Here is an 18,087-nt window from a genome sequence, read left to right as displayed (position 1 = left end):
AAGGACCGCAAAAAATGCTTAAAACTGAATTGGAATGGCAAGAAACAATTAAAAAAATCAGTGAAGCATCAAGAATATTTGGCGTTGAAATGACTGATTGGCAAATAGATGCAATGATGTATTCGTTTGAGTCACCAATGGAGATTGATTTAACGGAATTTGAGAAGTTAACAAAACCAAATTTAATATTAAAAGGTGATAAACGTAACGGAGCAATGAGCAGGCAACGAGCTTTTGGCAAGTTGTTTAGAGAGCGAGGGAAATGAATGACGACTTATTTTGTAATGATCTTTTTAGTCATAGTTTCATTCGGTGCTGGGGTTAATCTTGCCTTCAATATCGAGAGAAAGTTAATGACGAAAATCTTTGAAAAGTTAGAACAGCATTTAGATGATTGTTCAGACGCAACGTCTGATTTAATAAAGGTTTATAAAGATAATGAATACATCAGAGGGAGCTATGGAGCAGTGATTGGCATAAAGAAATATGTATTGGATATCAAGGAAATCTATCTTGATGGAAAGGGGTAGCATGAAGTCAACAAAAGAAATTACCATGGACCAGCTAAAACAGTTGGCCATGAATGACATAGACAAAAAAGTTATTATCTGTACAGGTGGCGAGCTAAGGATAGCTGATCTACCTGAACATGGAACAGCTGGTGTTAAGATTTCGGATAGCAAGTTCCAAAGAATGGAATACAATTTTACAACAAAATAATTGTCTGACCAGAAAGCTGGAGGGCACTTTAGTAAGCGTGATATGCGTTTGCTGAGGTGTCCTCTTTTTCTGTACATAGGAGGATGTCGGATGAAATACAAATATGCGGATGAGTTAGCGGCAGAATACAAAGAGGACTTAAAGCCAGTTCTTGCTGTACACAAATATCATAACGATCGAGCAAAGATTTATCTAAAATTAGCCAAAGAATGCGAAGAGAATCAGGAATGGGAAATGGCTGCTGAATTTTATACTGAGTATGAAGAATATAGAGCGGTAGCGAAAAGGTTGAGTCCTATTATCTCCGATACTAGATATTCTATCAAATGGTTGGAGACAGCGAAACAACCAGGATACAACAAAGAAATAAGTAGACGATCATATTATCAGCGGACAGAGCTTTGGGGAGATATTGATAGAGTATCAATGAAATATCTGCGAGAAGATTATGGACAATTGACAGATGAACAGTTAGCAGCGTTAGAGCGCTACATGTCTGTCTTGTCTCAAAGAGAAAGGGAATCGGTACTATCAGTAGTAGGAGAAGGAAATAGTTATACTTTGACGTCGGAATATTTAGGAATTAGTAGATCATCAGTTCAAGTATATGTAAATAGGGCGATGAAAAAACTTTTAAATCATTCTTGTCATACAGAAGCCACCTATGTATGAGAGGGCTAAATAATAGACTACTCACAAAAAATAATCGTCTATTGAATGTTTCTCTTGATAATCATGCTAAGTGGCGGAATAGGTAGACGTAAATACAAATCTATAGGGATTGCAACAGACGGTTGGCAGTCATGCGAGGGTTGAGCCTACGCGCCGAAAAAGTGGCACCAGTTGGAGAACGTATACTCAAACTATAGAGAATAAAGACTGTATGTGTGGTGCAAATCCACACCTTAGCAATTTAAAAGAAAGGCGGTGATCCTTAATGGGAGCAACAAAGAATGAATCAACAAATGAAAAGAATAATTTGGTTTTCGAGCAATTGAAAGATAAAAGACAGTACATTGACATCGGAAAAAAGAAAGCTACTAAGGACAAACCTTTGGACGATATTCAAAACAAAGTATTGTCAGACTGTTCAACATACATGTTAACCAATGAAGAGATTGCTGCATTACTTACAAGTATCATGCGTAATATCATGTTGCAGCCTCATAATGAAACGTTACTCCAAGATCAAGGAATCAACAGAGTTGATAGGAATACGCAATTAGTAACTGAGGTTCAAAGAGTATGGACAATGAGCTATTTGGAGAGTTTGCCTCATGATAATAAATCATAAAGGGGCGCTATTTGAAACTGAGCAAATGGAAATGATAGGACAGAAACTAGCAGCCGATCGCACAGTACAAGAAGGAAAACTATTCTCTGAATTCTGTATATTAGTTTATGAACGCTATGTGAACATCAGGGAAGTAGTAAACGACAATCGTTGCCGTAAATTGAATATAGAAGACTTGAGAAAGCGATTGGATATCAATACCATACAACGTTTTCTCGAATACTCTTCTGATGAAATTGAATTTTATATTGATTTTGCTTGTAAATATATTCAGATCGTGAGGTAGTGCTTTGGACCTAATGACTAAGCAAATGCTCAATAAGTTATTGATATGGATTAAGGAAGACGAGTTAGTAAAGTTCTATCAGTCTGGGCCATGGAGAAAACTTAGAGCAACAGCGCTAAGAATGTATGGAAACAAATGTACAAAATGCGGGAAAAAAGCGACGATGGTTCATCATAAGAAGAAGGTGAAGGATTATCCTTTGCTAGCATTACAGTTATCAAATGTTGAACCACAATGCAACAAGTGTCACAACAAAGAACATCCAGAAAAGCTTTCTAAATACAATCAGCCAAAATTTATGAACGAAGAGCGCTGGTGAAGCCCCCGGTCGCAACCAAATGCAAATTCTAAACAGGGGGGAGCGAAACGGGAAGGGGTTCAAGACTGCACAAAAAAATTAATTTTCTCGCGTGAGGGGGGTATGATACAAAATGATGGTCGGGAAGAAGTTAAAAGAGGTTCGAGAAATTCGGAAAATTAGTCAACGTAAATTAGCTGAAAAGTTAGGAGTTTCAAGGACTTCTATTGCTAGGTACGAACAAGGGAAAACTATTCCAAACGATGTAGTTTTGAAAGAAATATGTGTAGCATTAAATGTATCAGTTGACCTCCTTTCGGGAGGAAATGTAACAGAAAATACTGAATTACATGATACAAAAATTGATTTCAAAAAGCGTGCTGAAATCAAAGAGGGACTTATCGAACAGCTTGAAGAACAAGGGATTCTAGGTGCTCACTTCTTCGATTTAATTGATGACTACATGGCTTTTTGGGATATAAAGAACGAACTGCTACAAGATATTAAGACCAGAGGAGCTGTTGTTCCGTGGGAAAATTCTAAAACTCAAAAGGGATATAAGCGAAACGATTCAGTCGCAGAAGCCCAGAAAACCAATACTCAGATGCTTCGAATCCTCCAACAATTAAATATAAAAACCACCGAAGAAGATGGCGATCCTAATGAAGATGACTTCTAAAAATTTGTATCACTGGTCAATCGATCAATATATAAATAAAATTCGGAATGGTGAAATTTTAGCTTGTAAGGAGATACATGAGTTAATTGATTTTTTAGAATTAAAACTGAATGAACCAGACATTGTAATTGATGGTCAAAAAATTGATGAAGCGATTGAAAATATTGAAAAACACTTTCCATTTAAGTTATTAGATTGGGAAGTGTTTATTTTAGCTTTCGTTGTCGGAGTCTTATACAGCGATGGAACCTTGATGTTCAATGAATTTCTTATAATGATGGGTCGAGGCGGCGGCAAAACTGGCTTTATGTCAATTATAGAATGGTACCTAACGACTAAGCAGGGAATCAATAAATATCATGTGGATATTGTTGCGACATCGGAAGATCAAGCGAAAGAATCATTCGATGAAGTCCATACTATTCTGGAAGATAATAAGAAAAAGTATAAAAAGTTTTTCAGATGGACCATGGAAAAGATTGTATTTCAAAAAACTCGATCAACATTAAGATATAGAACCAATAATGCCAAAACTAAAGATGGCGGACGACAAGGAGCCGTTATTTTTGATGAAGTTCATGCTTATGAGAATGAAGATTCAATCAAGGTATTTACTTCCGGTTTAGGAAAGAAAAAGCATCCAAGGAGATTCTACTTTACTACTGATGGATATGTTCGTGATGGTTTTCTTGATCAACTTAAGTTAGAAGCGAAAATGATCCTTGCTGGAGAACGTCCGAAAAGAAGAACTTTTCCATTCATTTGCAAGATAGATGATCCAGAAGAAGTTCATGATCCTAGAATGTGGGAGAAAGCCAATCCTTCAATTCGCTATTTTTCCGATTTACGACAAGAAATGATGGATGAATACGAAAAATTGGAAGATAGACCAAGTTCTTATATTGAGTTTATGACCAAGAGAATGAATATCCCTTCAACAGATTCTTACCAAGAAGTTACTGATTGGGAAGTCCTGATGGAAATCACAAATATCTCTTGGCCTGATCTGAGAGGAAGAGCTTGTATTGGTGCAATTGATTACTCTGACACGACTGATTTTGTTGGTTTGGGTCTGCTTTTTAAGGTGGGCGATAAATATTATTGGTTGCACCATACCTTAATCAATAAAAAATCTTTAAAGAACAAAACATACAAAGTCGATCTAGAATTGGCGAAACAAAAAGGTTTGGTAACTTTTATCGATGATGAAACAAATAAACCTGAGTATCTAGTTAAATGGTTTATGGAAATGGCCAAGCTATACAACATCAAAATGATTACTGGTGATCTTTATCGTATAAATTATGTAGAAGAAAAATTTAAAGAAGCAGGATTCGGCAATATGAAGGTTGCGAGATCCGGTTGGAAAACTCATACGATGCTGCAACCAATTATCGAAGATTTATTTAGTTATAGAAATATTATTTATGCCAAAGATGATTTTATGATGCGTTGGTATACAAACAATACTTTTGTGCAGCGTGATGCGAAACAAAATATTACTTATGAAAAAATTGAACCAAAATTAAGAAAAACTGATGGTTTTGCAGCGCTTCTACATGCATTGCAGTTCAAAGATGAATTGAATGTTGTTGAAGTGAAAATTAATAGAAAACTCCGAAGTGTTACAGGAAACTAGAAGGGTGGTGAAAATGTGAGTGTTTTAGCAATTAGAGATTGGCCCATTATCAGGCGTTTCTTTTCTGATGGACAGAAAGGAAAATCAAATGATTTTAAAACGGTTTTAGAAGATTGGGGTCGAAATCCAAAATATAAACAATATGCCTTGAATGTGTGTATCAGCAGGATTGCGAATACTATTTCCTTGTGTGATTTTCAAACGTATGTCAATGGTAAGAAAGAACAAGGTGATAATTGGTGGCTATTTAATTATGAGCCGAATAAAAACCAAAACAAAACTGATTTCATTTTCGATCTGATTTATCAGATGATTTTCAATTATGAAGATGGAGCACTTGTGATTCAATCAAAAGAAGGAAATTTGATCGTAGCTACAGATTTTATAGTTGAAAAGTATTCATTTGAGCAAAATATCTACAAAAATATCACGTTACCAGGTGGCTACCAATTAAAACGATCGCTAAAAGAAGAAGATGTTCTCCACTTCAAATTGAATAACGGGAAAGTAAAAGAAATTATCGATAGTGTTTATGAAGACTATGGGAAATTAATTAACGGAACAATTCGGAATTACAATCGTGGGAATGCTATCAAATTGAAATTGATGATTGGAACTGCATTTGAGCAATTCAAAACTAAGATGGTTGAAAATCCAGATGGGACAATTAGCACTGAATACGATGAGATTTTAGATGAAATCTTCACCGAGAGATTTAAAGCCATTTTCAGCGACAAAGATTCATTGACACCTATGGAAGAAGGATTATCTTTAGACAAGATTGAAGCGGCACCGGGGAATACTAAAAGCGGTGCTGTTACAACTCGTGATATTACAAGTACATTCGAAGATATTTTAAATATGACGGCAGATGCAATGGGAATTCCACGTGGAATCATCAAAGGCGATGTAGCTGACAATGAAGGATTAAACAATAAATACATTGATGATGCTATCCGCCCGATTGCCGGTATTCTACAATTCGAAATCAATCGAAAGTTGTATAGGAAAGAATTGGTTCTAAAAGGGACAAAAATGAAGATCCAAACCAACGTCATTTATACACATGACCCAGTAGCGTTTGCTAATGCAGCAGAGGCTTATTTGCGTATCGGGGTTTATTCTCCTAATGATATATTGCTTAAATTAGGCGAAGAACCAATAGATCAAGATTGGGCTAATGAGTATTATGTGACAAAAAATTATCAAAACGCAAAAGAAGCTGAAAAAGAAATAAAAGCTGCAGTTGATAAGTTGCTGGGATTTATAAATTTGAAGGGAGGTGAATAGAATGGACAAATCGTTGAAAAATCATCATTTGGGAGAAGTAGCATTTCGCTTAGAAGCGAAGAAAAGCGAAACTTCACCAAATGAGACAGACTTATATCTTTATGGAGATATTGGTGATGGTTGGTGGGGAGAAACTATTACGGCAAGAGGAGTAATCAATGCGCTAAACGAAATCGAAACTGATGTGATTAATGTGCACATTCAAAGCTTCGGTGGCGAAGTATTCGAAGGGATCACGATTTCGAACTTATTTAAACAATCAGAAAAGACGATCAACGCCTATATTGATGGAGTTGCTGCTAGTTCAGCAACAATCATTGCCTTCGGTGCTGACAAAATCATTATGCCGGTCAATACACAGTTTATGATCCATAACCCTTGGACTTACGTTGCTGGTAATGCCGATGAACTTGAAAAAGTAGTTACTCGTTTACGGAAATCGGAAGATTCGTTTGTTGCAACATACATGGAAAAATTTGTCGGAACGGAAGAAGAACTTCGTGAGTTATTAAAGGCAGAAGAATTTTTGACTGCAGAGGAAGCTTTAGCCTATGGGTTTGCTGATGAGATCATTGAGACTGTTAAAGAACCGACTGCAGGCGAAGATATCAAAGCACGCCTGATGAATAAATATGGACAAAGAAAACCAGAAGATCAAAAGAACGAAAAAATGAATGATAAAGAAAATAAGAAGAGTTTGCTAGGTAATATGGCAAATGTTTTCAATTAGGAGGAAAAACAAATGACACTATTAAATCTAGATGTTATTAAAGGTGAGTTAGAAAAGCAGCGTGCTGCATGGTACGATGCTATGAAAAATGGTACAGAAGAAGAACAGAAGGCAGCGTTTAATGATTTCGCTGAAGGTATGCAAAATAGTTTTGCTGAGAAAGCAGAAGCATTAATTGAAGAAATCAATGAAGCTGCTCTTGATGAAAAAGCTTTAGTCGATCGTGGATTAATGAAACCAATGACAGCGAAAGAAAGAACTTTTTTCAATAAAGCGGTTGAAAAACAATCATTTGATGGCTTGGATGAAGTTTTTCCTGAAACGATCGTTGAAGATATTTTCTCACGATTAACAGAGGAGCACCCAATTATCTCTTTAGTAGATGCTCACCAAACAGGCGCGCTTATGAAATATGTTTATATTGATCCGACGAAGCAAACTGCTTTTTGGGGACGTGTGCCGGATGATATTAAACAAATTCTTTTGGACAGTATTAAGACGATCAACTTTGAAACAAGTAAGCTATCTGGTTACGTTGTAATGGTCAAAGGATTTTTCAAGTTAGGACCGGCTTGGCTAGCTCAATACGTAACTACAGTAATGTATGAAATTATGGCTGCTTCTTTAGAAATTGCAATCGTTCGTGGGAACGGGAAAGATCAACCAATTGGGTTGACAATGAAATTATCTGGAGCAGTGGATGGTGTTTATCCTAAAAAAGACCGCCTTAAATTGAATGATCTCAAACCTTTATCTTTGGCAGGTGTTCGGGCGAAATTCGCCGAAGAAAAAACTGATATTGGTGAGATGTCGGCTCTTGTTCATCCAGTGACATATTGGACAAAATTGTTTCCAAATCTTGCTTATCAAACAGATGAAGGTAAGTGGGTTCTGACGAATCTTCCTACTGGTGAAAAAATCATTAAAAGCTACGCAGTAGAAGAAGATGAAATGACGGTCGGCGTGTTGAAAAATTATTTGTTAGCTGTGTCTGGAAACACCGAACTTAAAAAATATGAAGAAACATTAGCAATTGAAGATTTAGATTTATTTGTCACTAAGTTTTATGGAACAGGTCTTGCCAAACACCAAAATGCTTTCTTTGTATATGATTTATCCGATATGCAAGGTGCAACAATGGCGACTGGTGATGGACCGATTGATGTAAAACGTCCAGGGCATTTATTGGAACCGACACCAGAAGAAACTAATGAAGAAGTAGAGAAACCATAGGAGGTATAAGCATGGAATACAAAGTGATTCGAAGGTTTGAAGATAACGACAGAATCTATGAAATTGGTGATCCATACGAAGGTAGTAAAGCACCAGCTCGTATCTCGACATTAACTAATCCCGAAAAAAACAAGTACGGACAAATCTATCTTGAAAAGGTTGAGGAAAAAGAAGAATAGGAGGATCTGTTATGGATTTTCCAGAAAAATATGACGATCTTTTTGAAATGATCAAAAAGAAACTTCGAGTTTCTTTTTCTGAGTTTGATGAAGATATTAAAGAATCCATTATTGAAGGAATGGCTGAAATTGAAGATAAAACTGGTAAACTTGACTTTTTGGACGGTGAAAAACTCAGTTCGATCAAAGGTAGAAAACTTCTAAAGTTATATTGTCAATACTCTTGGAACAACACTCTCCAGTATTTTTGGGAAGATCATAGAGCTGATATTATTTCATTACAAATTAGAGCTGCGCAAGAAAGGCGGGAAGCCGATGGGCAGAAAGAAACGTATTGAATCATACAATGATGGAGTATTACATTTCGGTAAAGTCAAAACAAAGTTAGGTAAAGCAAATAAAAAAATAGGAGAAGAGTTCTCAGAAGAGGGAACTCTTTTTTTTGAAGAGCTAGAAGCGCGAGAACAGGATTATCATTTGTTCCAAACGATGGGGAAAGAACTGTCACTAAAGTTAAAAACGCAATGCTCTGCTGAATTAAGAAAAACGATTGGATCAGATAGTGTAGTAAAAATTGATTCAATTAAGTATGAGGTTTCTAAAACTAGTTTGGATAAACAAAAGACAACACTTTATTGGTACTTAACCAAAGTAGGTGAAAAGTTTTGACGGAAAATTCTCAGATTAATAGCGCAAAAGAAAGATTGGAAAAAGCGAATAAGTTTTTGATTAAGACAATCGAGGATCTTTCAGGATTAAGTATTTTCCAAGATACAGTTAGCGATGATCAATTATCAGAAATTGAAGCGGATAAATGTGGCTATCATTATTTCCGTTTTGAAACAGGTGGTTTTAGCATGGCTGACAATAAAGCCGAATTGTCTCAATTGGTCCTTTTAGCTTTTTATTCTGAAAATCGTGATGATTTAGATGACTTTTCTCTTGATATTATTAGCGCGTTGCATGGGAAAGTTTATAGTTTTGAATCCTCGAAAAAAGTGGCAATCCAAAAAGGGAAACAAGATGCCTATATTGATGAGATTCAATTCATTTTTAGGCGGCGAATACCGTATGGCTGCTAATTTTAATTCAAGCACTAGTTGGGAAGTTGATTTAGTTGAAATCGATCGACTAATTGAGGCGATGAAAAGGATTCCTGATAAGTCGGAACAGATCATTAATAGAACTTTAGAAACAAAAATCGAGAAAGAGGCTGGCTCTGAAATTATTAAAGAGATGCCGTTGTCGGATCTTAAGAAAAGACTGAAAGGGCACGCTCATGCGAAAGAAAGTCGATCTCTGAACACTAAACATGAAAATTTAGGGTTTACTATCCGACCAACTGCTAAATTCAATTATTTGAAATATCCTGATTTAGCAATTGGAACGTCTTGGAAAAACGAGCCAAAAGAATTTATGAGAAAAGGCATGCAAAGAAAAGTACCAGAAATTACAGAAACACTGGAAAACGCACTACATGAAGAAATAGAAAAATCACTAGGAGGAAAATAATATGGGACAAACAATTATTGAAACATTTTACCCTGTTGATATCGCGAATGTCGCTGTGAAATTTAAAGATGATGCGATCGCCAAAAGTTTTGGTTGTACTGGAACACTTTCCGGAGAAACTGAAATGCGTGTCGTTTCTGCTAAATGCGGGGGAGTGACATTGGAAGAAAAAAGTAAACCTGTTCGAATGACTGGAACGATTTCAGCGTTTGTTAAGGTGGATGTTTATCGACGTATTTTTGGAATTAAGAACGAAGGTTTGAAGCCGGGTGTTTACTCATACGGAACAAAAAGTTTAGGAGAAGAATTTACGTTAACAGCTGATATTGTCGATGATTTTAAAGATGTCACTAAAGTGATTGCTTTTCCTAAAGCCAATTCTTCAGTTGGTCTTACTTTTACTATTGACACATCAAGTGATGAAGTTGCTCAACTTGAAATCAGTTTTACTGAATTACCTGACGAAGCAGGCGAATTTTATTACGAAGGATTTGTAGATGAAATGACAAAAGACTTAGCTGATCAATGGCGGAAAAATTTCAGTTATGATCTTGTCAAAGAAGATGGCGTAGAGCAGCCGTAGTAGTGAATGGAGGAAGAATGAATGAAAACAATCATTTTGAATAATGATGAGGAAGTAACGATTAATCCTCAAATCAATGCATTAACGATGAAAAATCTTCGTGACAAAGAGGGATTCAAAACTAAGTTGATCATTGGAGCAATGATTAAACAAGAAGATATTGATGAATTTGTCCTTATTGATAGCGTCTTTTTGGCATATCGCCAAGCCAACCCTCAAGGGATGGAGTACGAGACATTCTTATCCAAATATGATTTAGATATGGAAGAAGCAATGCCGATTTTAGTTGCAGTGATTAGCAAAAAAGGTCGACAAGAATTTGCGAAAGCTTTTAAAAAGCGAACTAGTAAAAAAAAGTAACTGGAGCAATGCCGGATATTCAAATAGAAGACATAGAGGATTTGTATAGCCTTTATGTCTTTATTTTTGGTGTCAATGAAGATGATTTTTGGCATTTACCACTTAGTTCTGTTCATGAAATAGCAATGAACAAGTCTGCGTTTGAGCAATGGAAGTTATCTGAAGAAGAGAGGAGGTCAAAACAAAATGGCAAATAAAAACAATGAAACGAAGGTCACGTTTAAAGTCTATCACAAAGAGTTCCGTCAAGGTATTCAAGAAATGGAAGGCGATGCAAAAAAGCTACGTCAAGAAATGAAACTTGAATCAGAACAACTCAAAGTAAATGGTACAGAGACTCAAAAATTGACAGCTGCATTAGGAAACCTCGAAAAACAATATGAAGTTGCTAAAAATAAAACAGAAGCAACTGAAAAAGCGTTAGAGGAGACTAAGCGCCTATTCGGAGATAATTCAGAAGCAGTGGCTAAAATGGAAAAAGAGTTACGATCTGCTCAAATCGCTGAACAACAACTAGCCAATAAAGTTTCTGTGACCTCCGATAAATTAAAAGAAGCGAAGCAAGCTGAGTCAGATCGGGCACAGCAAATGCAGCAGCTCAAATCGGAGCAAGAATCTCTTGCCAGCTCTTCTGAAAAATTGAATAAAGAATACGATTTACAGAAAGCGGCTTTAGGCAACAATGCTACGGAAGCTCAAAAAGCTAAGTTGGAGCAACAACGACTGGCAGATCAGATGAAAAACAGTGCTGATCAAGTTGATAATTTGGAAAAACAGCTAAGTCTAGCTAAAAAGGAATTTGGAGAAAATTCTACAGAAGTAGACAAGCTTGAAAAAGAGTTATTAGATGCAAAATTGGCCAGTCAAGAATTTACTAATGAGTATAAGCTTGCAACTGATGGTTTGAAGAATTTCAGCGACAAAGCAAAAAATATAGGATCGGGAATGCAGAATGTCGGGAAATCATACTCCATGGGGATTACTGCCCCGATCGTTGCTGGAACTGCTTTGTCAGTAAAAGCTGCTTCTGATTTCGAATCTGCGTTTGCCGGTGTAAAAAAAACAGTTGATGAAGCAGTAGATAGTAACGGAAAAGTAACTGTATCATATGGAGACTTGGAAAAAGGAATCCGTGATATGGCGAAAGAACTACCAGCTTCAGCTGCTGAGATCAGTGCTGTTGCAGAATCGGCTGGGCAATTAGGGATTAAGACAGAAAATGTGCTGTCGTTTACTAAAACAATGGTCGATTTAGGTGAATCCACCAATATGTCAGCAGATGAAGCTGCAACAGCTTTAGCTAGATTGGCAAACATTACAGGTATGCCCCAAAGCGAGTTCGACAAGCTCGGAGCAACGATCGTTGATTTGGGAAATAATTTTGCAACTACTGAGTCAGAAATCACTGCGATGGGATTGCGATTAGCCGGTGCTGGTAATCAAGTTGGAATGTCAGAAGCTGAAATCATGAGTTTCGCTGCTGCATTATCTTCTGTCGGTGTTGAGGCAGAAGCTGGAGGATCTGCTTTTTCTAAAGTAATGGTTCAGATGCAACTTGCAGTTGAAAAAGGCGGAGGAGCATTTGATGATCTAAAAGAGACAGCTGCAAAAGCTGGTCTTTCATGGGAATCAGTATCAAATGCCATTCGAGTTGGAGGAAAAGAGTTAACTTCTGTTTCTGGTCAAATGGGGCTTACTTCTTCTGAACTAAAGAAAATGGTCAAAGATGCAGATAAATCAGCTTCTTCACTAGATAATTTTGCCGATGTTGCTGGTATGTCCAGTGAACAATTTAGCAAAGCGTTCAAAGAAGATGCAACCGGAGCCATAATCAGTTTTATCAAAGGTTTAAGCGAAGCGGAAAAACATGGAACGACGGCCATTAAAGTTTTAGATGACATGGACATTAAAGAAGTACGCCTTCGAGATTCTTTATTAAGAGCTTCGGGAGCAAGTGATGTCTTTTCAGATGCTGTAAAAACAGGAACAGAGGCATGGGGAGAAAATACTGCGCTGACCGATGAAGCTTCAAAAAGGTATGAAACCTTTGAATCAAAATTAAAAATGGTAAAAAACCAAGTAACTGATCTAGGTATCGAATTTGGTGGTCCTTTAATGGACGCTTTATCAGATATGCTGGATGCTTTGAAACCTTTGTTTGAAATGTTGACTAAGGTCGCTGAAGCATTCAGTAACGCTGATCCGATGGTTCAAAAGATTATTATGAGCGTAGTTGCGTTAGTAGCGGCCATCGGTCCGTTGTTAATATTTTTTGGTAAGATTGCTACTTCAATAGGAGCGATAGCGGGATTATTTGTAGAAGGCGGCGCTTTAGCTGGATTGATACCTTGGGTTACGGGGACGTTACTACCAGCTTTGGGATCAATCGTTACTGTAATATTTAGTTGGCCTGTATTAATAGGAGCTGCTATCGCTGCATTAGTTTTCATTATTGTTAAATACTGGGATGAGATCGTTGATTTCACAACCAAAACCTTTAATGGAATAGCAAAGTTCTTTTCCGAAACATGGGAAGGCGTTTCAAAATCCGTTGCAGATGCGTGGAACAATATTATTTCTACAGTATCAGAATTCTTCTCAGGTTTAATTGATGGGATTGTTGAGAAATGGCAAGCGTTTCACGAAGCGATTAGTAGCAAGCTTTCAGATTTGGGAAAGTGGTTCTCTGAAACATGGACCGGAATAAAACAAGTAGTTGCGGATTTTTGGAACAGTCTAATTGAAATGACTAAACCGTTTATTGATACATTTGTAAAAATAATTACGGTTCCTATTTCGCTGATGCAAACTGCATTAGAAGCAATATGGTTGTTAATAGTGGCTGGGGCAACGATTGCTTGGGAAGCAATAAAAATAGCTACTCAATGGGCTTGGGAGCAAATTGTGAAATATATTATAGATCCGATAGTTTCTGTATACGATTTTATAGTACAGAAATTAACTGATTTATATACTTGGCTCAATGAAAAATGGAACGAAATAGTAATGGTTACTCGTGAACTTTGGCAAATGTTTAAAGAAGGTGTGATTACACCTGTGGTAGAAGTTTATGTTGCTGTTATCAATAAAATAGGTGAACTATGGAATGGTTTAGTAAATTGGTTTTCGAAAATTAAGGACTCTGCAGTGGAGATTTTTACTAATGTAAAAGATGGAATTGTGCTTAAAATTACCGAAGCCAAAGAAGGGGTTATCAATATAGCGAGTGGAATATGGCAAGGTTTGACTGAAAAGTTCGAACAAGTAGTCTCTATGGTTACGGAAAAATTCAACAAAGTTAAAGAAGCTATTATGACTCCACTAAGACAAGCCAAAGATTACGTTGGCAAAATGATTGGCGATATTGTGGACTTCTTTAAAAAGATCAAGTTTCCTAGTTTTGGCTTGAAGACTTCAACTAAGAAGGTTCTTGGAAAGGAAATTACTTATCCATCGGGAATTGATGTTAAATGGAATGCGAAAGGTGCCCTTTTCAAACGTCCAGTTGTTGCAGGGATGTACGGAGGACAAGCACAAGGATTTGGAGAAGCTGGTCAAGAGGCAGCGATTCCATTAACGCCGAAAGTATTAGGAGAAATTGGTCAATCTATCATGGCTTCACTTGGTAACAAAGAGATTATGTCACCAGTTTTAGACGGTTTATCAATGGCTGCACAAGAAAAAATGAGTACTGCTAACAAAGAGGAAAAAGATAGCAGTCAGGCGGTTGAATCATTGTTAGCGAAAATGGAAGCACTATTGGAAATGCTAGGTCAACAATCAAGTACACCAGAGGTGCATAATCATTTTGGCAAAGTCGATTTGAATAATCCGTCAGAATTGATGAAATTAGATCGACAAATGTATCAAATGGATCGTCAAAGCATGATTGATACAGGGGGTGGTTTTTAATGGAGCGTTTAAGCAAAGATACACCAAATTTTATTTGGAAAGGTGAAAATGCTCTCATTGACCACCGTTGTATGATTTTAGATGAACTAGAAGAAATCTCACCAAGTCCTAGAATTGAGGTTACATCACTTTTAGGACGTAATGGTGACTATCATGAATGGTATGGAGATTATGATTCCTTTGACCTAAGAATTCCAGAAATTACGATACCTTACAAAAATATCGAGAAGGTTAAACGATGGTTGACCGGGAAGGGGAAATTAATCACACATAATAATCCGGATAAATATTTAGAGGCGCATTGTAACATGAATACGCCATTATCGTTTAAAAATGAAATGGGTCATTTTTATAAGTTTGAACTATCATTTCGTTGTCAGCCCTTCAGGAGAAAGGTGGGAGAAGAACCTAAGCTACTGCGTACGGGATCCAATATAATTCATGATCATGGAACAGAGATAGCCCATCCGTATTTTGAATTGGATTCAGCTGGAGGGGTTGTGAGAATTACTATCAAAGATAGATCAATTGAATTGATAGATACAGCTGTTGGTTTATGTACGATTGATACTCAACTTGGAAATTGTATACAGAATGGAAAGCGGATTAGAAGTAAAGGCGACTGGCCGTTAATTTATCCAGGAGACAATACGATTCTCGTTGAAGGAAATATCCAAAAAGCAACTGTGCTTTTAAGGAGTGTGTGGATTTGAGAAACAGGACATATGAGGTTTATCTATATGAAGATATTCCAAAAGATTTTACTGAACACGGAATAACTTTGATTGATTTTGAGCAGTTACCAGAGATTACTAGAAGTATTAATAGTACCTATTCTTTTTACGGTGTTTATAAATTGAATGGTCAATTTAGAGAGGAAATCAAACGAGATAGATATGTAAAAGCAATATGGGAAGATGGTTCTTGGCAATTCTTCAAAATCTTTAGTGTTCGAAAAAACCTATCGAATGTATCGTTTACTGCGCAGCATATTGGTTTTGAAGCGAAGAGAAATTTCATACCATCGAGTTTTACTGCAAATGGAAACGGCAGTCAAATAATGTCAAACTTAGCGAGTAATTTAGCTTTTAAACAACCATTTGTCTACAAATCAGATATCACCACTAAACATCAATTTACTGCGAAAGAAGTCAATCCGATAGATGCAATGATTGGTCAAAATAATGGCAATCAAAATTTAGCTGGAGTTATCAGCGGTGAACTTGATATGGATAACTACAATTTGACGATGAAGCAAAGAATAGGAACTGATAGTGGTTTTCGAATCGATTTTGGTATCAATTTGGAATCTATAGAAGAATTTTCAGATGACTCTTCTGTCATTAATAGTCTATATCTTGTTGGTGGGGAACCGGAAGGGAAGCAGTATGATAGTGATCAACCGCCTATAACTTATAAGTATTTAGAAGTGAGTGGTGTTAACGATCAAAATAAACGAATAGGAAGACGAGAAAATAGTGAGTGCAAAACGACCGGCGAACTAATAAAGTGGGGAAAATCATTATTTGATAAAGAGAGAATCCATGAGCCAAAGGTTACACATTCAGTTAATATGATTTCTTTAGAAAATACAACTGAATACTCAGCTATCTATAATCAAGTATCTAGACTTCATTTTGGAGATACAGCTCAAGTTCGTCTGAAAGAAATAGATATAGAGATTGAAGAAAGGCTCTTTGAAGGTGTGTTCTATCCGACACTATTCAAATGGAAATCCGTCGTTTTGGGTAATGACCTAAAAAAATATTCCAATAATATCCAGACTCAACTTGTAGAGGCAAAAAAAGAACTTGTAAAAACATCAGAAAAAATATCCAAAAATCTTATTCAAGCATCTCAAATGATTACAGGAAACTCAGGTGGTCATGTGATACAAGTTCCTAAAAACGAACCTTCTGATATCGGTATCATGGACACTGATGATATCACCACAGCAAAGCATGTATTGCGGATGAATAAATCAGGAATCGGATTTTCGAAAAATGGATGGAATGGCGATTTTCTTACAGCATGGACTATTGATGGCATATTTAATGCTGATTTTATCAGGTCTGGAATTCTAGAAGGGATCATGTTCCGAACTTCTTTTGAAAAAAGTTTCACTGGGATTGAGATTGAAAAAGGTAGAATTAACTTTATTGGTTGGGATGGAAAAACTAAAATAGGAAGAATTACCCCTGTAAGTAGTAAAGATGCAGAAGGAATAAGTATTATTTTAGAAAAAGGAAACTTTTTTATGTTAACTGACGGCGACGGCGCGAAAGTATTGGAAATTCCGTACAATTCAAAAAGAGATGCGGAATTGCTAAATACTTTCGGGACAATGACTCATGATGGTGATTTACATGTTAAAGGTGATTTGTACATTGAAAGAGGGAAACTATTTATCGATGGTCAAGAAATCAAACCAGGTGGAAATGGAAGCGGAGGCGGTGGAGGCGGTGGAGTGCCACCCGAACTAACAACAGATCAAGAAAAAAATGCCTGGGCGATTTGGCAGTTCTTCAAGGAAAAGGGATGGTCGGTTGAGTCGATTGCTGGAATGCTTGGGAATATGCAATCAGAATCTGGAATCATGCCGGACATTGACGAAATTAGCGGTGGAGGCGGTTATGGTCTTGTGCAATGGACACCAAAATCAAAACTTGTTGATTGGTGTAATGATCGTGGGCTTGACTATCGAACGTTAGATGCACAGTGTCAAAGAATCCAATGGGAAATGGAAAACAACGTCCAATGGTTCCCTAATTACGAAAGACCGGATCTAGCGAATATTAGTTTCAAAGAATTTACTAAATTGAAGGATGTAAAACTTGCCGCTGATTACTTCATCGCATTTTATGAACATCCGAAAGATGTTAATCAACCAATCCGCGGAACTCAAGCGCAATATTGGTATGACAAGTTGAAGGATTTGAAACCACCAACCGCTGGATGGCTTTCACCAGTCAGAGCAAATTATGTAGTCACGCAAGAATGGGATGAACCAGATTACAATAGCGGAGGCGCTGCAGGCACTCACGGCGGCATTGATTTGGCTTCTGTTCCAGCTGGTAGCACACCCGATATTTACGCAGCTAACTCGGGAACGATCATGACCGTAGGAAGCAATCCTACTTTGGAAGGAAATTACATCATGATAGATCATGGTAATAGCTATTACACTTACTACGGACATTTGAGCAGTATAAATGTTAAGCAAGGGGATAAGGTAACCAATGCTACTGTTATTGGTGTAATGGGGACTACGGGAGCTTCCACAGGTGTTCATTTGCACTTCGAAGTCCGCAGAGGCGATTCAACTGCGACATCAAGAATCAATCCACGTGATGTCATTACATTTTAAAAGAA

The 18,087-nt window shown here is 36.9% G+C and carries 23 protein-coding genes; all 23 read left to right on the top strand.

The features are described from left to right. The first annotated feature begins 14 nt into the window (after window positions 1–14). The 23 genes from CC204_RS04955 (at window position 15) to CC204_RS04845 (ending at window position 18,082) form a co-directional block, all read left to right on the top strand. On the top strand, window positions 15–266 hold the full coding sequence (locus tag CC204_RS04955) for a hypothetical protein (RefSeq protein ID WP_157894236.1): 252 nt from the start codon (window positions 15–17) through the stop codon (window positions 264–266). After that, complete coding sequence (locus CC204_RS04950; RefSeq protein ID WP_088269080.1) at window positions 267–530, top strand: hypothetical protein; 264 nt, start codon at window positions 267–269, stop codon at window positions 528–530. Continuing rightward, entirely contained in the window at window positions 517–720 is a 204-nt protein-coding gene (locus tag CC204_RS04945; protein WP_088269079.1) for a hypothetical protein, read from the top strand. Before CC204_RS04950 ends, CC204_RS04945 begins: the two co-directional genes overlap by 14 nt. A 90-nt stretch (window positions 721–810) precedes the next feature. Then, entirely contained in the window at window positions 811–1,392 is a 582-nt protein-coding gene (locus CC204_RS04940) for a sigma factor-like helix-turn-helix DNA-binding protein (protein ID WP_157894235.1), read from the top strand. A gap of 265 nt (window positions 1,393–1,657) precedes the next feature. Then, window positions 1,658–2,014 (top strand): hypothetical protein, encoded by a 357-nt coding sequence (locus tag CC204_RS04935; RefSeq protein WP_088269077.1) that lies wholly within the window; start codon window positions 1,658–1,660, stop codon window positions 2,012–2,014. Next, window positions 1,998–2,300, top strand: coding sequence for a hypothetical protein (locus tag CC204_RS04930; RefSeq protein ID WP_088269076.1), 303 nt, complete (start codon window positions 1,998–2,000; stop codon window positions 2,298–2,300). Before CC204_RS04935 ends, CC204_RS04930 begins: the two co-directional genes overlap by 17 nt. Window positions 2,301–2,313: 13 nt before the next feature. Beyond that, window positions 2,314–2,619 (top strand): HNH endonuclease, encoded by a 306-nt coding sequence (locus tag CC204_RS04925; RefSeq protein WP_227011257.1) that lies wholly within the window; start codon window positions 2,314–2,316, stop codon window positions 2,617–2,619. Window positions 2,620–2,731: 112 nt separating this feature from the next. Next, window positions 2,732–3,277: a helix-turn-helix domain-containing protein gene (locus CC204_RS04920; protein WP_088269074.1), complete on the top strand. Its 546-nt coding sequence runs from the start codon at window positions 2,732–2,734 to the stop codon at window positions 3,275–3,277. Further along, window positions 3,267–4,916 carry a terminase large subunit domain-containing protein gene (locus CC204_RS04915; protein WP_157894234.1) on the top strand — a complete coding sequence of 550 codons (1,650 nt, stop codon included), beginning with the start codon at window positions 3,267–3,269 and terminating at the stop codon, window positions 4,914–4,916. Before CC204_RS04920 ends, CC204_RS04915 begins: the two co-directional genes overlap by 11 nt. A 15-nt stretch (window positions 4,917–4,931) precedes the next feature. Continuing rightward, window positions 4,932–6,206: a phage portal protein gene (locus CC204_RS04910; protein ID WP_088269072.1), complete on the top strand. Its 1,275-nt coding sequence runs from the start codon at window positions 4,932–4,934 to the stop codon at window positions 6,204–6,206. Window position 6,207: 1 nt separating this feature from the next. After that, window positions 6,208–6,936 (top strand): head maturation protease, ClpP-related, encoded by a 729-nt coding sequence (locus tag CC204_RS04905; RefSeq protein WP_088269071.1) that lies wholly within the window; start codon window positions 6,208–6,210, stop codon window positions 6,934–6,936. 12 nt (window positions 6,937–6,948) lie between these two features. Next, window positions 6,949–8,169 (top strand): phage major capsid protein, encoded by a 1,221-nt coding sequence (locus CC204_RS04900; RefSeq protein ID WP_088269070.1) that lies wholly within the window; start codon window positions 6,949–6,951, stop codon window positions 8,167–8,169. Window positions 8,170–8,180: 11 nt separating this feature from the next. Continuing rightward, complete coding sequence (locus tag CC204_RS04895; RefSeq protein WP_088269069.1) at window positions 8,181–8,348, top strand: termination factor Rho; 168 nt, start codon at window positions 8,181–8,183, stop codon at window positions 8,346–8,348. A gap of 11 nt (window positions 8,349–8,359) precedes the next feature. Beyond that, window positions 8,360–8,686, top strand: a complete 327-nt coding sequence (locus CC204_RS04890) for a hypothetical protein (protein WP_088269068.1) — start codon at window positions 8,360–8,362, stop codon at window positions 8,684–8,686. Continuing rightward, complete coding sequence (locus CC204_RS04885) at window positions 8,664–9,017, top strand: phage head closure protein (protein ID WP_088269067.1); 354 nt, start codon at window positions 8,664–8,666, stop codon at window positions 9,015–9,017. Before CC204_RS04890 ends, CC204_RS04885 begins: the two co-directional genes overlap by 23 nt. Further along, entirely contained in the window at window positions 9,014–9,430 is a 417-nt protein-coding gene (locus CC204_RS04880) for a hypothetical protein (RefSeq protein ID WP_227011232.1), read from the top strand. Before CC204_RS04885 ends, CC204_RS04880 begins: the two co-directional genes overlap by 4 nt. Next, entirely contained in the window at window positions 9,372–9,860 is a 489-nt protein-coding gene (locus tag CC204_RS04875; RefSeq protein ID WP_162288326.1) for a hypothetical protein, read from the top strand. Before CC204_RS04880 ends, CC204_RS04875 begins: the two co-directional genes overlap by 59 nt. A gap of 1 nt (window position 9,861) precedes the next feature. After that, complete coding sequence (locus CC204_RS04870; RefSeq protein WP_088269065.1) at window positions 9,862–10,443, top strand: phage tail protein; 582 nt, start codon at window positions 9,862–9,864, stop codon at window positions 10,441–10,443. 21 nt (window positions 10,444–10,464) lie between these two features. After that, the gene (locus tag CC204_RS04865) at window positions 10,465–10,803 is read left to right on the top strand and encodes a hypothetical protein (protein ID WP_088269064.1); all 339 of its coding nucleotides are present in this window, start codon (window positions 10,465–10,467) and stop codon (window positions 10,801–10,803) included. Between the two features lie 8 nt (window positions 10,804–10,811). Beyond that, window positions 10,812–11,000, top strand: coding sequence for a hypothetical protein (locus CC204_RS04860; protein WP_088269063.1), 189 nt, complete (start codon window positions 10,812–10,814; stop codon window positions 10,998–11,000). Continuing rightward, on the top strand, window positions 10,990–14,715 hold the full coding sequence (locus CC204_RS21800) for a phage tail tape measure protein (RefSeq protein WP_418253074.1): 3,726 nt from the start codon (window positions 10,990–10,992) through the stop codon (window positions 14,713–14,715). The genes CC204_RS04860 and CC204_RS21800 overlap by 11 nt, the downstream gene beginning before the upstream one ends. Then, window positions 14,715–15,428 carry a phage tail protein gene (locus CC204_RS04850; protein ID WP_088269062.1) on the top strand — a complete coding sequence of 238 codons (714 nt, stop codon included), beginning with the start codon at window positions 14,715–14,717 and terminating at the stop codon, window positions 15,426–15,428. Before CC204_RS21800 ends, CC204_RS04850 begins: the two co-directional genes overlap by 1 nt. Then, window positions 15,425–18,082: a phage tail tip lysozyme gene (locus CC204_RS04845; protein ID WP_088269061.1), complete on the top strand. Its 2,658-nt coding sequence runs from the start codon at window positions 15,425–15,427 to the stop codon at window positions 18,080–18,082. The genes CC204_RS04850 and CC204_RS04845 overlap by 4 nt, the downstream gene beginning before the upstream one ends. Window positions 18,083–18,087 lie beyond the last annotated feature (5 nt).

This window comes from Enterococcus wangshanyuanii (assembly GCF_002197645.1).
Classification (GTDB): Bacteria; Bacillota; Bacilli; order Lactobacillales; family Enterococcaceae; genus Enterococcus_L; species Enterococcus_L wangshanyuanii.
This window is presented reverse-complemented; position numbering and strand designations above follow the sequence as displayed.

What these genes read in the sequence shown, in the direction of transcription:
- CC204_RS04955 (WP_157894236.1), top strand. Translation starts at nt 15, where the DNA reads ATGCTTAAAACTGAATTGGAATGGCAAGAAACAATTAAAAAAATCAGT.
- CC204_RS04950 (WP_088269080.1), top strand. Translation starts at nt 267, where the DNA reads ATGACGACTTATTTTGTAATGATCTTTTTAGTCATAGTTTCATTCGGT.
- CC204_RS04945 (WP_088269079.1), top strand. Translation starts at nt 517, where the DNA reads ATGGAAAGGGGTAGCATGAAGTCAACAAAAGAAATTACCATGGACCAG.
- CC204_RS04940 (WP_157894235.1), top strand. Translation starts at nt 811, where the DNA reads ATGAAATACAAATATGCGGATGAGTTAGCGGCAGAATACAAAGAGGAC.
- CC204_RS04935 (WP_088269077.1), top strand. Translation starts at nt 1,658, where the DNA reads ATGGGAGCAACAAAGAATGAATCAACAAATGAAAAGAATAATTTGGTT.
- CC204_RS04930 (WP_088269076.1), top strand. Translation starts at nt 1,998, where the DNA reads ATGATAATAAATCATAAAGGGGCGCTATTTGAAACTGAGCAAATGGAA.
- CC204_RS04925 (WP_227011257.1), top strand. Translation starts at nt 2,314, where the DNA reads ATGACTAAGCAAATGCTCAATAAGTTATTGATATGGATTAAGGAAGAC.
- CC204_RS04920 (WP_088269074.1), top strand. Translation starts at nt 2,732, where the DNA reads ATGATGGTCGGGAAGAAGTTAAAAGAGGTTCGAGAAATTCGGAAAATT.
- CC204_RS04915 (WP_157894234.1), top strand. Translation starts at nt 3,267, where the DNA reads ATGACTTCTAAAAATTTGTATCACTGGTCAATCGATCAATATATAAAT.
- CC204_RS04905 (WP_088269071.1), top strand. Translation starts at nt 6,208, where the DNA reads ATGGACAAATCGTTGAAAAATCATCATTTGGGAGAAGTAGCATTTCGC.
- CC204_RS04900 (WP_088269070.1), top strand. Translation starts at nt 6,949, where the DNA reads ATGACACTATTAAATCTAGATGTTATTAAAGGTGAGTTAGAAAAGCAG.
- CC204_RS04895 (WP_088269069.1), top strand. Translation starts at nt 8,181, where the DNA reads ATGGAATACAAAGTGATTCGAAGGTTTGAAGATAACGACAGAATCTAT.
- CC204_RS04890 (WP_088269068.1), top strand. Translation starts at nt 8,360, where the DNA reads ATGGATTTTCCAGAAAAATATGACGATCTTTTTGAAATGATCAAAAAG.
- CC204_RS04885 (WP_088269067.1), top strand. Translation starts at nt 8,664, where the DNA reads ATGGGCAGAAAGAAACGTATTGAATCATACAATGATGGAGTATTACAT.
- CC204_RS04875 (WP_162288326.1), top strand. Translation starts at nt 9,372, where the DNA reads ATGCCTATATTGATGAGATTCAATTCATTTTTAGGCGGCGAATACCGT.
- CC204_RS04870 (WP_088269065.1), top strand. Translation starts at nt 9,862, where the DNA reads ATGGGACAAACAATTATTGAAACATTTTACCCTGTTGATATCGCGAAT.
- CC204_RS04865 (WP_088269064.1), top strand. Translation starts at nt 10,465, where the DNA reads ATGAAAACAATCATTTTGAATAATGATGAGGAAGTAACGATTAATCCT.
- CC204_RS04860 (WP_088269063.1), top strand. Translation starts at nt 10,812, where the DNA reads ATGCCGGATATTCAAATAGAAGACATAGAGGATTTGTATAGCCTTTAT.
- CC204_RS21800 (WP_418253074.1), top strand. Translation starts at nt 10,990, where the DNA reads ATGGCAAATAAAAACAATGAAACGAAGGTCACGTTTAAAGTCTATCAC.
- CC204_RS04850 (WP_088269062.1), top strand. Translation starts at nt 14,715, where the DNA reads ATGGAGCGTTTAAGCAAAGATACACCAAATTTTATTTGGAAAGGTGAA.